The sequence below is a fragment of the Acinetobacter sp. AS5 genome, assembly GCF_048957595.1.
Lineage (GTDB): Bacteria > Pseudomonadota > Gammaproteobacteria > Pseudomonadales > Moraxellaceae > Acinetobacter.
Map to the genome: position 1 here is coordinate 20,054 of NZ_JARDAL010000006.1, position 15,555 is coordinate 35,608.

At 40.1% G+C, this 15,555-nt stretch carries 12 protein-coding genes; 2 read left to right on the forward strand and 10 right to left on the reverse strand.

Annotation, left to right across the window (positions count from 1 at the left end; all coding sequences use genetic code 11):
* Positions 1-46: 46 nt before the first annotated feature.
* The 10 genes from PV763_RS03230 to PV763_RS03275 form a co-directional block, all read right to left on the reverse strand.
* Positions 47-1,450, reverse strand: a complete 1,404-nt coding sequence (locus PV763_RS03230; protein WP_004645847.1) for a hypothetical protein — start codon at positions 1,448-1,450, stop codon at positions 47-49.
* 21 nt (positions 1,451-1,471) lie between these two features.
* On the reverse strand, positions 1,472-3,754 hold the full coding sequence (locus PV763_RS03235; RefSeq protein ID WP_420937332.1) for a hypothetical protein: 2,283 nt from the start codon (positions 3,752-3,754) through the stop codon (positions 1,472-1,474).
* Positions 3,755-3,787: 33 nt separating this feature from the next.
* Entirely contained in the window at positions 3,788-4,510 is a 723-nt protein-coding gene (locus tag PV763_RS03240; RefSeq protein WP_253174372.1) for a hypothetical protein, read from the reverse strand.
* A 12-nt stretch (positions 4,511-4,522) separates the two neighbouring features.
* Positions 4,523-6,802 carry a hypothetical protein gene (locus PV763_RS03245; protein ID WP_420937333.1) on the reverse strand — a complete coding sequence of 760 codons (2,280 nt, stop codon included), beginning with the start codon at positions 6,800-6,802 and terminating at the stop codon, positions 4,523-4,525.
* A 235-nt stretch (positions 6,803-7,037) separates the two neighbouring features.
* Positions 7,038-7,607, reverse strand: coding sequence for a dCTP deaminase (gene dcd, locus PV763_RS03250; protein WP_004280726.1), 570 nt, complete (start codon positions 7,605-7,607; stop codon positions 7,038-7,040).
* A gap of 123 nt (positions 7,608-7,730) precedes the next feature.
* On the reverse strand, positions 7,731-8,324 hold the full coding sequence (locus tag PV763_RS03255; RefSeq protein ID WP_004732019.1) for a LysE family translocator: 594 nt from the start codon (positions 8,322-8,324) through the stop codon (positions 7,731-7,733).
* 257 nt (positions 8,325-8,581) lie between these two features.
* Complete coding sequence (apbC, locus tag PV763_RS03260) at positions 8,582-9,841, reverse strand: iron-sulfur cluster carrier protein ApbC (RefSeq protein WP_420937334.1); 1,260 nt, start codon at positions 9,839-9,841, stop codon at positions 8,582-8,584.
* Between the two features lie 275 nt (positions 9,842-10,116).
* Positions 10,117-10,914, reverse strand: a complete 798-nt coding sequence (locus PV763_RS03265; protein ID WP_420937335.1) for a hypothetical protein — start codon at positions 10,912-10,914, stop codon at positions 10,117-10,119.
* Between the two features lie 380 nt (positions 10,915-11,294).
* Positions 11,295-12,098 (reverse strand): hypothetical protein, encoded by an 804-nt coding sequence (locus tag PV763_RS03270; protein ID WP_253174368.1) that lies wholly within the window; start codon positions 12,096-12,098, stop codon positions 11,295-11,297.
* Between the two features lie 116 nt (positions 12,099-12,214).
* On the reverse strand, positions 12,215-12,799 hold the full coding sequence (locus PV763_RS03275; protein WP_253174367.1) for a hypothetical protein: 585 nt from the start codon (positions 12,797-12,799) through the stop codon (positions 12,215-12,217).
* A 174-nt stretch (positions 12,800-12,973) separates the two neighbouring features.
* Between PV763_RS03275 and metG the strand changes: the two genes are divergently transcribed.
* Together metG and PV763_RS03285 are read left to right on the forward strand one after the other, a co-directional pair.
* Positions 12,974-15,034 carry a methionine--tRNA ligase gene (gene metG, locus PV763_RS03280; protein ID WP_253174366.1) on the forward strand — a complete coding sequence of 687 codons (2,061 nt, stop codon included), beginning with the start codon at positions 12,974-12,976 and terminating at the stop codon, positions 15,032-15,034.
* Positions 15,035-15,176: 142 nt separating this feature from the next.
* On the forward strand, positions 15,177-15,533 hold the full coding sequence (locus PV763_RS03285; protein WP_004280734.1) for a hypothetical protein: 357 nt from the start codon (positions 15,177-15,179) through the stop codon (positions 15,531-15,533).
* Positions 15,534-15,555 lie beyond the last annotated feature (22 nt).

Consider the following 15,555-nt stretch of genomic DNA (forward strand, 5'->3'; position numbering starts at 1 on the left):
TCTTATAAAAAATCCCGCGTAATGCGGGATTTTTTATGGCTATAAACTAGCAGAACTTATGCCCACCAAAGCAGTTTGAAGTCACATTCTGGTTTTGTAGCAACTTATCCATTAAGGTTAAGGTTGCGGGAGTTCCACCATTGTAGTTAGTAAATTGACCGACATCAATATTTAATTTACGTACGACTGGCACATTTGCAAGCGAACCTACAGCTTCACCTACATTTACATTAATCAAATTTTCAGGACGTAACAGGAATTCTGAAATAGCTGTGGCAACTTGAGGTAATACAAATGAAATATCCACTTCATCTGTGGTTTTTAATACCCCTAGTTGGATCGGATCTTTAAAAGACATCCACCAACCTGGTTTGGCAATATCAGCTGCATCTGCTCCTTGCCAATGTACATTTTGACTTTGTAAAGATAAATAGCCGCCTGTACCATTTAAAGGAATATTATGAATCATGTTCAAAGCCTGGACAAAGGTAATGTCCATATTCAGATTATCCAGACTTGAACCGGCCCCCATTTGAAAGAAAGAATGAGTTCCCAAATTAAGAAAGTCAATTAATGGGTCAAACTCCACGTATAGTTTATCATTTGAGAAATTTGGTGTACCAATTACATCGTTTGGCAAAGTTGCGCCAGATATAGGCGCTGCCAAAGGAATCGAGGTAATACTGGAACGAATATTCGTCACAGTTGCCGACTTTAGTCGTTGTCCGGTTACAATAGTCTCAGGCATGGTAAAGTCCACCCGCATGGAAGGCACAGTAATTCCAGTATGGCCCTCAGCACCAGGCTTACTAATAAATTCACGTGTTTGCCCCAAGGCCTTTAAATTCCCTTGAATTTTTTGATCACTTGCATTACCGAAAGTTCCGGCCTTTGTTACAGACTCGCCCGTAGTCTGCGCCATTTTCATATAGCCACTAAAACTTTTGAGACCATCATTCGGATTCTCAACGTTATCAGTTCCCATGGTCAAAAGCCCGACAATTTTATCTGCACCTAAGCGAAAACCCACTACTTCTCGGGTAGAGGCACTTCCGCCATTTTTAATCGCAAATTCAATAAAAGGATTATTTATACTGGCACTAGTATTAGCCCGATCACCGGAAAAGACAGGATTCCCTTCAGCATCAAAGCTGGGATTCAATCCACTTAATGCTAAGTTGGAAATATCAATATCACAGCCTGTTCCACCGTTACTTCCACCACAACCGAGCTGTAAAGTTTTAATATTAACGTTCAACTCCATCAAAGCCTCAACGCTCAGCTTATGAAAGTTAATCCCTTGAGATGAATCATAAGCATTTTCTAGATTTAATAATGCTTGCGCATCAACTGCAGATAAAGCGTCATCATCTAAAGCTGTCATTGCAAAACTTTGCTGTGTAATCACACACATTGCCAAAGCCAGACTATTCAAAAATATTTTTTTCATTTTAACGTCCTTATATTCTTATTAACGTGGTGTGATTCCCATCGTGCTACGTATGGTTCCACCCGTCAGTGCAATACTTGCCATGTTTTGCATATTGCCATTGGTCGCCATGGCAAAATTGGTCTTAAATGGTGTTGCAATATTATTTTCATAATTGAGTTTGACCTGATTATCCAAAGTCACTGTATCTGCACTGAAACGAACTTTTGCTTTGACACCTAAATGACCTTCCATCCGGTTAAAATTAATCGAAGAAGTTTTTAATACCCCGGTTGAATCAATATCTTCATTGGCAATACTGAAATAGCTACCTAAATTATCTTTATCTGTATTTTCTTCTGATGTGAGTGGCCTAAATTTAAAGTTTGCCTCAAGTGACAAGAAGTTGGTATCTGGAGAACTGGCGGTTGGATCTACCCCAGGAATAATCAGCAGTTCACCATTTCCATCAAGTTTAAAAGCGATATTAGTCAGAACATCGTCACGTTTGGAAAAATTATCGTGAGGCACATAGGCCCCGCATTTAGTGACCGATGCACTGGTACAGTTATATTTAGACCCTGGTAACTGACCAATCGCAAGCTCAGCTTTGGCTCCAATCAGTAGTTTATCAGCACGAATATAAATACCTTCATCTTCATAGCCAATAATACCTTCCGACTTGATCAGAGCATCGATATTCCTAAAGCCGGCATAATAATTAACTGCCTCACCATGATCGCCATTCTTGCCATCAATCAATATTATTGAGGTAGTGCTTGGCAAACCGGTTTTTTTGTCAATTCCGTAACCTTCAGTCGATGCCATGATGTTATAGGCAATGGCCTGTTTATTGTCTAGCCCATAGGTCGTCCCAGATAATGCAACATTGGCATTTAAATTATAGATAGGAATACCAATCCCCCATGAGCCCCCATCCCCACCCAGCTCGTTGAGCGAATTATCTGAAATAAACCGTGCCTTCGCAGCAATGGCCTGAAAGTCCATGCCTCGTATAGCAATAAGTGCAAAGTCATCCCCAGCCGCTGAAGTGCTGAGCGTCTGTTTAAGCACCTCACTCCCACCTAAAGTCTTTCGCATATTTTCATTAATGATAAAATCAAGACTTTTAGCAGTAATGGTATTGATATAAATATCACCGAAGTCAATATAGGCATTTTTACCATGCAAGATGTCATCGACATTACGTGTAGTCAATGGTCTAATATTGGAAAATTGGACGGCATGACTCCCTTTCCCAGTATGACCAATTTCAAGCGTAGTAGGTGCCATATTTGCTGGAAGCCCAGTACTATTAGCACCTGTGAAATCTGCAGACAAGCCCAGATTCAACCCGCCTTCTCCGGCCAGGCCACTGTAACCTGTTGCAGTTTTGTCCTGACGTTCTAGTACACCATTCACCTTCTTACTAACATCAAAAGTACCGATCTGAGTTTGATCTGCACTCATGGATAATCTTGCGTTAGTGACTGCACCCGAAGCTCCTAAACGCATAATATTTTTGCGTTCGTTATTTGGCGTGTTATAACGCAAGTCAATATTAACCCCAGGATTCGTCGGATTAACCCGGTCAGCCGCGATATCGGTAATATCTTCAGCACGCTTTAGATCCACATAATGATCTTGGTTGCCATTTCGTGTGGTCAGTACCACGCCTTCATCCGGGTCAATGTACATATACCCTTGACCCGCGAAGTTAAAGTTAAAGTCATTCAAAATCAGACTATTTTCGCCTAATTTATGACTAATCGTGGCATTTTTAAGCTGAAAATCGATACTGGCAATTGAATCTTTATTAAATAGACCTGCACTGGTTTGTAATAGCACACTAAGCGGTGTAGAGGTACTAATCCCTAATGCCCCCAAACTTTGATTAGATTGAGTACCCGCAGTCCGAATACTATTCGCAGATTGACTACATGGATTAGTCGTACAGGCGATCTTTACCAACTTTAAATCTGCAGTGGCTTGAAATGGTGAAACACTTGCAGCAAGCCGAAGTCCTGCCCCTTGTGAAGTCGCTCCTACATCTATTTCAAGTTGACTAATGATTGGTTTATTATCTTTGCCAATAATCTCAACATTATGTAGACCTAAACCCATTTTAGTATTGGTAGTTGGATTTGGATCATACCAATTGGCTTGAGCAATACTGGCTTTAGAAATTTCATGAGTAATCACCATACCATCTTGTGCAGTAACTTCACTCAATTCTTGCTCTTCAATAGTTTCAAGTGCATAACCTTGTTGTATAAGACACATGCATACTGTTAGCAATTTCAACTTTATTGTTGTTTTTTTCATTTTTATATCCTTATGCTGTACTTGACGTTGTTACTAACAACGACTTTGTGCTCCACCTGTACAGTTATAACCAAATATTTTCAAATTGCCTGACATATGCAGATTTCCATGAACGTTCAACCCCATAAATCCTTTTTCAGCACCTTGATCAAACGAAGGAACATCTTGGGGCGCGGTTGTATAAGTTCCATCGGCATTATAGGTACGCCCTGTATACGTACTATAAACGCCTGTATTGGCATAACCTTCTAAGGCGCCAGCACCTGTGCCCGTTTCAATCGAAACCGTATTAAAACCTAAGTTACGGATTTTCAAAGGTTGATCATCATAAAATCTAATGTTCATTGCCGTTTGTGGTTCATTACGGTGATTAATGATGGTTGTTCCATCAATTGAAAACTTATCAATCTGAATTGTGCCCTGAATGCCTTTAAACACTAACCACTTTTTATTTCCATTAGCATCAATATGATTATTCGGTGCAATTGCTAAACGGCAAAACTGTTTACTTGCCCCACAAGTGGTCGGATCGAGCACATAAAATACTTCTAAAGGATTGCCATCGCTTCCCAGTTTGGAAATGGTATCTTTCGTCAGATCGGTAGCATAAATATGGTTTAAGGATAAAGTCCAGTTCAGGTCCGCTCCACCCTGCCCCACTGTATCGGTTAATTCTTGCTGATTAAGGGTTTCCAAGCCGGCAAAACTGGTCATAGAAGTGCATAATAATGCACAGAGAGTGACTAATTTGGACATTTTAATACTTCCTTATAGACCAGTTGTTTTAATTTTCAGATGCTGAATCAGGACACCATCGATGACAGCAGATCCAAAATTCTTACTTGAGCCATCAACACTTTTAAATACAACTCCGGTTGAATTGACACCATCCTTGGCGCGCAGCAAATTTGTTCCTGAGATACGCTCTGTAGTCCCTATTGAGATGCTGCTGTGAGTCGCATTACGCCCTTGATAAAGTGCGGTAGTATCTGACGCATTATTTTTAATCGGTGTGCCACAACTATAGACATTACAGGTAGAACCCTTTAAATCGGTTGTTCCGAGTCCACCACCGTAATTTTGATAGATTTGATTATAAATAGAAGCAATATTGGGAATACGTGTCACTTCTAAAATAATGTTATTGCCTTCCGAACCCACCACGAAAGGCTGGTACATATTTCCGAGCACCAAGTTAATATTTGGACTATATAAATATAGACCCTCAAAATCATGAAAGACTGGAGCAATACTTCCATTCAAGGCTGGGGTTGGGCCATCACCATCAAGCCCCTCTGTTTTTGCTGCAGTACTTAAACGAATACCTTTCCTGTTTAGAGCATTATTACGAGTATTGATTGAATCTGTATTTCCAGCATATGTTCTGGCTAAAGTTACACTTTCAGCCGAGATCATCTCCCGATCAAAACCTTCTGCTTCTAATTGCTTATCTGTAAGGGTTCGTAATACCGCAATTTCTGCATCAGTTTTATTTTTTACTTTATCAAGCCTTGATAACAATCGAGTATCAAGATAACCAGTTGCCGAAGGATTATCATCAGTATTTAAGCGAATAATACTTGCCAAACCTAATGTTTGATTATAATCCTTATTGTCAGATTCTAAAGTTTGAAACAGCCGAATTTGTGAGCCATTAAGGCTAAGACCATTGGCAACAAATTGGGTTCTCAAACGGTGTTCTTTATCAAGCCCCGAAGTCGGCCCACCTGTTATAGGATCTACCACATTAGAAGAATTAAGCTCACGCGCAAAAATATCACTCCAGAAACCCAACTTGATATTATTATCACTTTCCACACCTGCAATCGGGCTTAATGGAGCCTCCAAAGCAATATAGCCTACATCTTTCGCAGCATCCTTGAACTGTTTAACATTTTCAGTTCCCGCACGAAACAACCAGGGATTCTCGGCTGATCCCCAGCTAAAACCCTGATTACTGTATCGCGTGCTTAGAGAGCCATCGCTTTTTGACAATGCCAGACCATAAATAAATACATCGGCTTTGGTTCTTAAAGAACCGACTGTGGTATTTTTTGCTTCTAACAAAGCGTCAGTTTTCGCATCACTAAGAATGCCTGCATACAGTTCTTCTGTCTGTTTTTTCGCTTCTGCTTCTGCAATTTGCCCTGCTTGAAATTTAGCTCGAATATCTGCTGCCGCATATGAGGCATCACTTAGTCGCTGCACTAAGCTATTAATTTCTGATCCAATAACATTGTTACGCGTGAAACCAGTCAAACTTTTGTAAAAAGTAGAATTGGCTAAATTCGCATTCGCTTCACTCGCACGACCACCATATAACAGCTGAATCATTTCATAGGTATTTGTAGTGGCATGTTCCAATGCTTTTTCAGCATAATTCAAAAGCCCTGTGGGATCTTCACTGACTGGTCTCGTCGTATAAACAGTCGTACCATCATTGACAGCCCTACCATCCGGGTCAAACAATCCTCTATTTGTTCCATTTCGATAGTAATTATGCCGTTCATTAAAATAGCGTTGAATAATTGCATCTGAATTAAAATAACGATCAGGAATTTCAGACTCTAATTTGGTCCTTTCAGCAGTCAGTTTATCCGGAATAGGCTGGGTATAGGTGCTGTATAAACTCGTATAACTCGTGTCATAAGTGGAATTGTAGGTAGAGGTATATAAAATGTTATAGCCGCTATCGATTTTTCCTTGAAGAACATTATTATCATAAGATGTTTTATAAATTTTATCATATACATTCTCCCCTAACTTCTCATAGTTTTCACCAGTCGGGATAATCCGAATAAAGCCTGTATCTGCCTGTCCCGGATTTTCAATTCCTCTCGCGTAACTGGAACCAGAAGAAAGATCTTTGGGTCCCTGAAACACCATTTTAAAATCATCAAGTACCAGTGCAACACCCTCACCTGTGGTGTCAGAAAGAGAAGAGTCTGATAATTCCTGCATCGCATGTGCAGAAGGCAACAGGCTGAAACCGATTGTCATCGCCAAATAACTTTTGCGAAATTTAAATATATCTTTTATCTGAGCCATCTCACTCTTTCCTTTTTATTCGATGCTCCGCACCTTTATGCTTCAGCTTCCCAGCCGCCAATCTTTGATTTTTTATGATGTATTGCATCTTTTTTATGGTTATGCGAAATCTATTATGCTGATTTTTAATACAGATGCCAAAGCCAATTAGGCGAAAAATAGTAGTTTCCGATGAATGAAAATCTCAAAAAAATAAACGGGACATAAAGTCCCGTCATTCAATATCTTAAAACAATTAGGTCTTCGGCAAAGTAACGCCTGTCTGACCTTGATATTTACCGCCACGATCTTTATATGAGGTTTCACAGACTTCATCAGATTCAAAAAATAGCATTTGCGCTACACCTTCACCTGCATAAATACGCGCAGGAAGATTGGTAGTATTTGAAAACTCTAAAGTGACATGTCCTTCCCACTCTGGCTCAAGTGGCGTCACGTTGACAATGATGCCACAACGCGCATAAGTCGACTTACCCAAGCACACGGTCAAGACATTACGTGGAATGCGGAAATATTCGATGGTACGCGCCAAAGCAAACGAGTTCGGCGGAATAATACAAACATCCGACTCAATATCAATAAAGCTGCGCTCATCAAAGTTCTTTGGATCAACAATTGCAGAATGCACATTGGTGAATACTTTAAATTCACGTGCACAACGCACGTCATAACCATAGCTGGATACGCCATACGAAATCAGCTTTTGACCATTTTCATCCAAACGTACCTGGTTTTCTGCATACGGTTCAATCATGCCGTGTTTTTCGCTCATTTCGCGAATCCAACGATCAGACTTAATTGCCATTGATATAATCCAAAAATCTTAAAAACAAGTTATTGCGACGTACTTTAACTGAAATTGACACTAATGAAAATAAGTGAAAGGCTTAGAGCTCAAGTTACCAAAAAACTGCTGATCGAGATCAGCTTATAAACTTAAAAGTGCAGAATAGCTTAAAGGAATGGAAAAGCTCATTAATACCAGCGAAGCCGTTTTCTGCAGGTTTTTCTGATTGAGCCAGCGACTGTTTTTTCTGGCCAGGATTGAACCCAGAAAAGTCCAGAAGAATGCAATCGGGATCAACAGAAGCAAGAAAACCAGCATATGAGTCACATAATGTTGGCCGCTTTTCCAGACAATGACAGGAAAGATCGCTGAGGCAAATAAAAGTGCTTTAGGATTAAGCAAGGTTGCCAAAAATAATTCTCGTGCGCGAATCGAGACATTTTCAAGATTTTCGCTTATTTCTGCAGTCCGCCATAATTTCACAGCGAGAAATAGAATATAGCCAGCACTAAAAAGTTTGAGAATGGTCGGTAAAAGCGGAAGATGAACGGAAATTTTTCCGATCAGAATACCCCATAAGCTAATGGCAATCAGATAACCAAAGGCTTCCGCAGGAATTAAACGAAATGTTTTTTTAAATCCGACCTGAATGCCTGAAGATGCCAATAAGGTATTGGTTGGGCCTGGTGTTAAAAGAATGGTTGCCACTAAACCAATAAAAAACCATGAAATCATAGTTTGACCTCGCTCTAATCCGAGTAGCATAGAAGAATTCGGTCAGTGCTGCAAAAAAATAATTGTAAGAGAACATATGATCTAAAATTTAAATTTATTTATTTTAATTAATTCAAATGTTTATATAAGCTTTCAGGATAAACACCCGATAGTCATTTCAGTCAATTTCGATCATTTAAATCGAGCTAATTTTAAAAATAAGAAATAAGAAGCCCTAGCTTTTAGCTAAGGCTTAAATATCTGAATTGTCTGTAGAATTAAAAAATTCGACTATGGTCTTTCTCTGCTTTAGGTAACTGCGCTGCAATTTTCTCTGCAATCAGCATATAGCTTTCTGCAGCAGCATCTCCCGCGATCACTGACGGCGTTCCAGCATCGGCATTTTCACGAATTTTAGCATCCAAAGGTAAATGACCCAATAATGGGACTTGATATTGCTCAGACAGTTTATCGCCACCGCCTGTACCAAAAATCTGTTCCTCAAAACCACAATTTGAGCAGATATGGGTCGACATGTTTTCAATCACGCCCATGATCGGAATCTGCACGCGGTTAAACAATTCAATGCCTTTGGTCGCATCCAGCAAGGCCACGTTTTGTGGTGTCGTCACAATCACTGCACCCGTCACCGGAATACGCTGCGCGAGAGTTAACTGGATATCACCTGTGCCAGGTGGCATATCAATCATCAGCACATCAAGGTCTGGCCATAGGGTCTGATTGAATAACTGCATTAATGCACCCGTGGCTTTTGGACCACGCCAGGCGACTGGAGTATTGTGATCTCCAGTTAAATGGCCAATTGATAATACCGCCATCCCATAGGCTTCGATAGGGACAAACTGCTCTGCTTCGATCATTGGCGTTTTGCCGGCATTGCCGAGCATAGTCGGAATACTTGGGCCGTAAATATCGGCATCTAGTACGCCTACGCGCAGGCCTAATTTCTGTAGAGCCAAAGCCAGATTTACAGTCGTGGTCGATTTACCTACGCCACCTTTACCAGATGACACCAGAATCACATTTTGAATCCTTGGGTGTTTTGGAACATCACGCTGTTGCGGCGCAGCTTTTTGAATAGGTGGATTATTTGGATCAGCTTCTTCTGTTTTTGCAGGCTGTGCCGACGCATCAACCACAGGGGGAAGATTGGGTTTTGCTTCCGCTTTAGGCTCGCTTGAACAGTTTTCACCTTCAGCATGGTTATGCCCGCAACCCCCTTCTTTCTTATGTCCAGTTTTCTGCTGAATCACATGCATATTCAGTTCTTGAATACCACATTTTTGCAAAGCTTCCGCCAGTTCATCATGAATCTGTTGCAGCTGCGCTTTTTCTTCTGGATAGGTATTCAAAGTGATTTGCAGAATCTCACCCTGTACATTGACCTGCGTAATACGATCTTTCAAGGCATTGCTGGAATTTGGCAAGATATAGTTTTGCAGTACGTTTTGCACAGCTTCTTCGTTCACCTCCTTGGAAGGCGAAAAAACCGATTTAAGCGAAGAAAGCCAAGACATAGGTTACTCCAAAAATGTAGATCGACATCTGAATCGCTTAGTTTAACGGGGTTTTAGGCGAAGGTTAAGCACTGTATTGGAGAAGATGAAACAGATATCTTCAATTTCCAACCATTTTACTCGGTTTTGTGAAATATTTTATGGAATCTTGGTGAATAGAAATAATGAAAGAAAAGAGAGATGGACTATTTTGATGTAATAAATTTTTTTTATTTATCTCGAGCGTGTTAAGCCACTTTAACCTTCTGTGATTAAAGTGGCTTAACGATCACAGACTATTTATGATTTTTATTGTTTTCAGATTTGTCCTGTTGATCCTTGGTATTTTTATCCTGATCTTGTTTCGATTCATCCTTTTTAGACTGAGAGTTGCTTTCTGAATCTGTATCTTTGGCATCTTGCTGCTGATCAGCATCACCTTCCTTTGATTGATTATCCTTCATTTTGTTCATCGTATCAGTTGCCATCTGTTTCAGTTCAGCGAACTTAACCGAGGCTTCACTGAATAAGTCTGTGATTTTCTGTCTGGTATCTTCAAACTTATGCATGGCTTCATCTTTTAAATTTGCCATACCTGCCTGCTGATCGGTCTGACCATCTTTAGCATTCTGTTTATCTGACTTGTTAGATGATTTATCTTGAGATGTATGATCCGCTTTGGTCTTTTTCGCATCATCCGAACCTTGCTCATCATTTTGCTGGTTGTCAGATTTTCCATGTTTCAGCTCATTCAGAAGCTTTTCACCTTTTTGCAATAGCTCTTCCCCAATCGCTATCGCTTTGGCTTTTAAGTCATCCATCTTAAAGCTTTCAGTTTTTTTATCGGACTGATTCTCTTGAGAACTGTCTTTTTGCGTTGATTGCTCAGCATTTTCATCTTTACCGTTATGCTGGGTATCAGACTTCTGATTAGCATGGGTCTGGGCACTTTGCCCGTTCTTATGTTCCTGATTATGCTGTTTATCTATCTCGTTTTGCTTTTGCTCTTTAGCAAGCTGATCATTCAATTCGCGTGCATGTTGTTCTTTATCTTGATTTTGCTTCGACATATTGTTTTGGTTCTGCTGAGTCATGAGGTACCCTCCTTAGGCATATCATATAAACAATCAGCCATTTTTTAGCACAAAGCATCACGCGAATCGGGCGAAGTAAGCAAACTGCAACAAAGCCTGTACATGTTGTTGCTATTGTTTGCAGGATGTAGCATGAGATGAGTCAAATCCGTATTGAAAAGCTCTATGCTAAAGATAATGCGGGCTTTTGTATTCGGGCTGTCCAAGTCCATCTATTCGCAGGGTTTCAGCAAAGTATTTCTTTGCAATTCTGTCAGCACACTTCTACCCTGCTAATTCAAATTCCGTCATGGCGTAATTTTCAAAGCTAAAGGGCGCATGTTGCCAATCCACATCAGCTGTTTATAGAATGCAAATTTATCATGAGACATTGCTTCACGTTAGGCACGCAAAGTACTCATAAAGCTGACCGCAGAGAACAACCATATAAACAGAATGAAGCTGCGTGCTTGATTGAAATTGTCTACATCTGTGCCATGTAGCATGTTGTGACGGGTCATGGTCACATTCGAGCTTGAATCCATTTTATAGGCAGCAAGTTCAGCAAAATACGGATTCAGTTCAATCGCGATTTTGGACTTATGCCACAGGCTTTTAATTTCATTGCCTTTTAAACCCGGTACGATTTTATAAACATCGACAAACTTGGTGCTATTTTGCTTTAAAAAACCTGTTTTGATCAGAATATCCGTCAAAATGCCTTCAAGCTGTGCATAGACATTGGGAATACAACCGCTGTAAAAACCAAGCTTGTACATTTTCAAGCTTTCAAGCAGCACCAAACGGCGCTTGGCTTTAATATTTTCTTCAATCTCTAGCGCATCAAAGGCTTTGAGCATTTCAGTTTGGAAATATTCGCTATTGATCATATCGAGTAAATTAAATTGCTCAACATCTTCAAACTGGTGAATGGTTGGCCAAAAATGCATGAGGTTTAAAGCATCATTGGCAAACTTTGCCCCAATCGGTTGATCCAGCTGATCTACAAGCACTTGGAAGTAAGCATCTTGCTCTGCCAAGCCCGATAAGGTTTTAATTAAAAGTGTATGTTCATCTGCCGAGATGCCTTCAAGATAAGCTTTTGCATCTTTTAAAATCTGACTGCCCAATTGTTTTTGACTCGCAGCATTTTGCTTAATGCGTGTCACTGGTTGGTCATCTTCATAGTCGTCGTATTCGATCATGGACGGCTTACTCTTTTAATAAATGCAATAGCGCACTATTATCCACGATTCTTGCTTGGCTCGTAGTGCTAAGTCGGATGTTTTAACGATTTAACTAAACTCAATCATTCCTGATTTTAATAAAAACCATTTACGCTCAACAATAACTTTTGTTTTTCAGCGATTGCCCAATAATTATTATAGTAAGGTTTGGCTTTCTCAATCTTTTTAAACATGGGTTCCTGACATGCCTGTTCAACGGTTTTAATCTGTTTTTCTAAACCAAAAACAATGAATGAATCTCGAACTCTTTCTTGTCTAGGCAACTTAAACCACGGATCCGAAACAACATAATGAATATTAGAATGCCATGTTTTCCAACGTTTCTTTACCGTCGATTGAATACATTCAATATGCTCAACGGTCTTGGCTTCACCATACTTCCATTGCTTTAGAAATGCTTGTTTGGTTTTATCATTGAGTAGATAAACCCTTACCCACACACCCCAATCACCACCATGATGGCGACTAAAATAAAAAATGGGATCAGGTAAATTCGGAAATTGTTCACGATCCGCTAAAACAGAATCATCTAACCTTTTTTGATGTTGCTGATCATCTACGATTTTTAAATTGATAATGAAACAAATCGCAAATAAAGTGCATGGCAAAAGTACAAGATACAGAAAAATTTTTAACGCATTTTTAAAAAAATTAATCATTCTTTAATCTGTTATTATTTTTCATTGAAATATAAAAAGATTATCTGATTAAACCGAGTTAATGACAACGCTATCAGCAATTTTGAATAATTCACTAAAAGCCTTATGCAACTTTTGCTTATCTCAGGTAAAATCATCCACCTTGCATAATATACGAATGAGAGAGTCATATCCGTGCGTAATATCTTAGTCACTAACGCCCTTCCATACGCCAACGGCCCGATTCATATGGGTCACCTACTCGGTTATATCCAAGCTGATATTTGGGTACGTGCGATGCGTGCGATGGGTCATGATGTGACTTATGTCTGTGCGGATGATGCTCACGGAACTGCGATCATGCTGCGTGCCGAAGCGAATGGCATTTCACCTGAAGCGCAAATTGCCAATGTGCAAAAAGAACACATTCGTGACTTTGACGGTTTCGGTGTGCATTTCGATCATTATGATTCTACGCATAGCGATACCAACCGTGCCCGTGCGTCTGAAATCTATGTGAAAAACCGCGATGCTGGCAATATTGCTGTTCGCCCGGTGACCCAGCTTTTTGATCCTGAAAAAGGCATGTTCCTGTCAGACCGTTTCATTAAAGGCACCTGCCCGAAATGTAAGGCGGAAGATCAGTACGGCGACTCATGTGAAGTCTGCGGTGCAACTTATAATGCGACAGAATTGTTGAATCCGCATTCAACTCTAAGTGGTGCAACTCCAGTCGAAAAATCATCTGATCATTATTTCTTTAAATTACCAAATTTTGGTGAATACCTGCAAAAATGGACCCGTGATGAAGGTCGCCTGCCGGTATCCATTGCCAACAAACTGGACGAATGGTTTGAAAATGGCTTGAACGATTGGGACATCTCACGTGATGCGCCATACTTCGGTTTTGAAATTCCGGATGCCCCAAACAAATATTTCTATGTTTGGGTTGATGCACCGATTGGTTATATGTCGAGTTTTGAAAACTACATCAAAACCAAACGTCCTGAATTGAATTTTGACGATTTCTGGAAAAAAGACTCTGAAAATGAGGTCTATCACTTCATTGGTAAAGACATTGTCTATTTCCATGCCTTGTTCTGGCCGGCAATGCTTGAAGGTGCAAATTACCGTACGCCATCAGGTTTATTCGTAAATGGGTTCTTGACTGTAAATGGTCAGAAAATGTCGAAATCTCGTGGTACCTTCATTAAAGCTGAAACCTATTTAGAGCATTTAAACCCAGAATATTTACGTTATTACTTTGCTTCTAAACTTTCTGACAAAGTTGAAGATTCTGACTTGAACCTGGATGACTTTGTACAAAAAGTGAATTCAGACCTAGTCGGTAAAGTCGTGAATATTGCCAGCCGTTGTGCAAAATTCATCAACACCAAATTTGATAACAAGTTAAGCACTACATGTGCTGAACCTGAATTGGTACAAAGCTTTATTGATGCCGGGAGCTCAATTGCTCAGGCTTATGAAGCACGTGAATTCTCTGCGGCAATTCGTGAAATCATGGCGCTGGCAGACAAAGCCAACCAGTACATCGATGAGAAAAAGCCTTGGGCACTTGCGAAACAGGAAGGTCAGGAACAACAGGTTCATGATGTATGTTCTGTGGGAATCAACCTGTTCCGTCAATTGGCAGTGTATTTAGCGCCTGTATTGCCAACTTTGGCTCAACAGGTTCAAGATTTCTTGCAACTTGAAAGCTTCGATTTTGCTTCTCGCGAAACCATTCTAGTGGGTCATGAAATTGCATTGTTCCAACCATTGATGCAACGTGTAGATCCAAAAGCGGTTGCTGCCATGGTCGATGCATCTAAAGATTCTTTAGCTGCCTCTGCTGCTGAACCTGCTAAAGCTGAAAAGAAAAAAGAGAAGAAGGTAGAAAAGAAAGCTGAACCTAAAGTCGGCGAAGCCGAAATCATTAATATTGATGATTTTATGAAAGTTGACCTGCGTGTCGCTGAAGTTTTGGAAGCAGCTACAGTTGAAGGTTCTGACAAACTGCTTCAACTCACTTTAAACGTTGGTGAGGCTGAGCCACGTAATGTGTTCAGCGGTATTCGTGAGTTCTACCAACCTGAAGACTTAAAAGGCAAATTGGTAGTGATGGTGGCGAACCTCGCACCACGTAAGATGCGTTTTGGTATTTCAAACGGTATGGTGCTAGCTGCGGGTAATGGCGACGGTGTTTGGGTGATTTCACCTGAATCTGGTGCTAAACCGGGTGATAAAGTGTCTTAAGTTTAGGTTTTGAGAAAAGAAAAGCCTCTACGTATGTAGGGGCTTTTTTATATCATCAGTTAAATTTACTTTCTTGATTTTTAATATTTTCAATATAAAATCAATGCGCTTTTTTATTCTTTTATAATTATTCGGGGTAAGCATGAAAAAATTATTAGTTTCAGTTCTAGCGATGTCTACAATTGCATTTACAGGTTGTTCGGTACGTATGGCTGACATGACAGTTGCATCTACTAAAAACTACAACCTAAACTCAAACCAGTTTGTGAAAGGTGAACGTGTTAAAGGTGAAGATAAAGTTCCTGTGATTTTATTCCCACTTGGTATTCCTAACTTCAAAACAGCAGTAGATCGCGCAATTGAAAAAGACCGTTGTGCTGTTGCACTTTCTGATGTGGTAATTACTCAACTTAATCAAGCATTTATTATTGGTCAGATTGGCTATCGTGTAGAAGGCACTCAAGTGATTGACCGTTCTCAGCCTGAATGTGCTAAATAAGTTATAAATATAAAAAAACCTC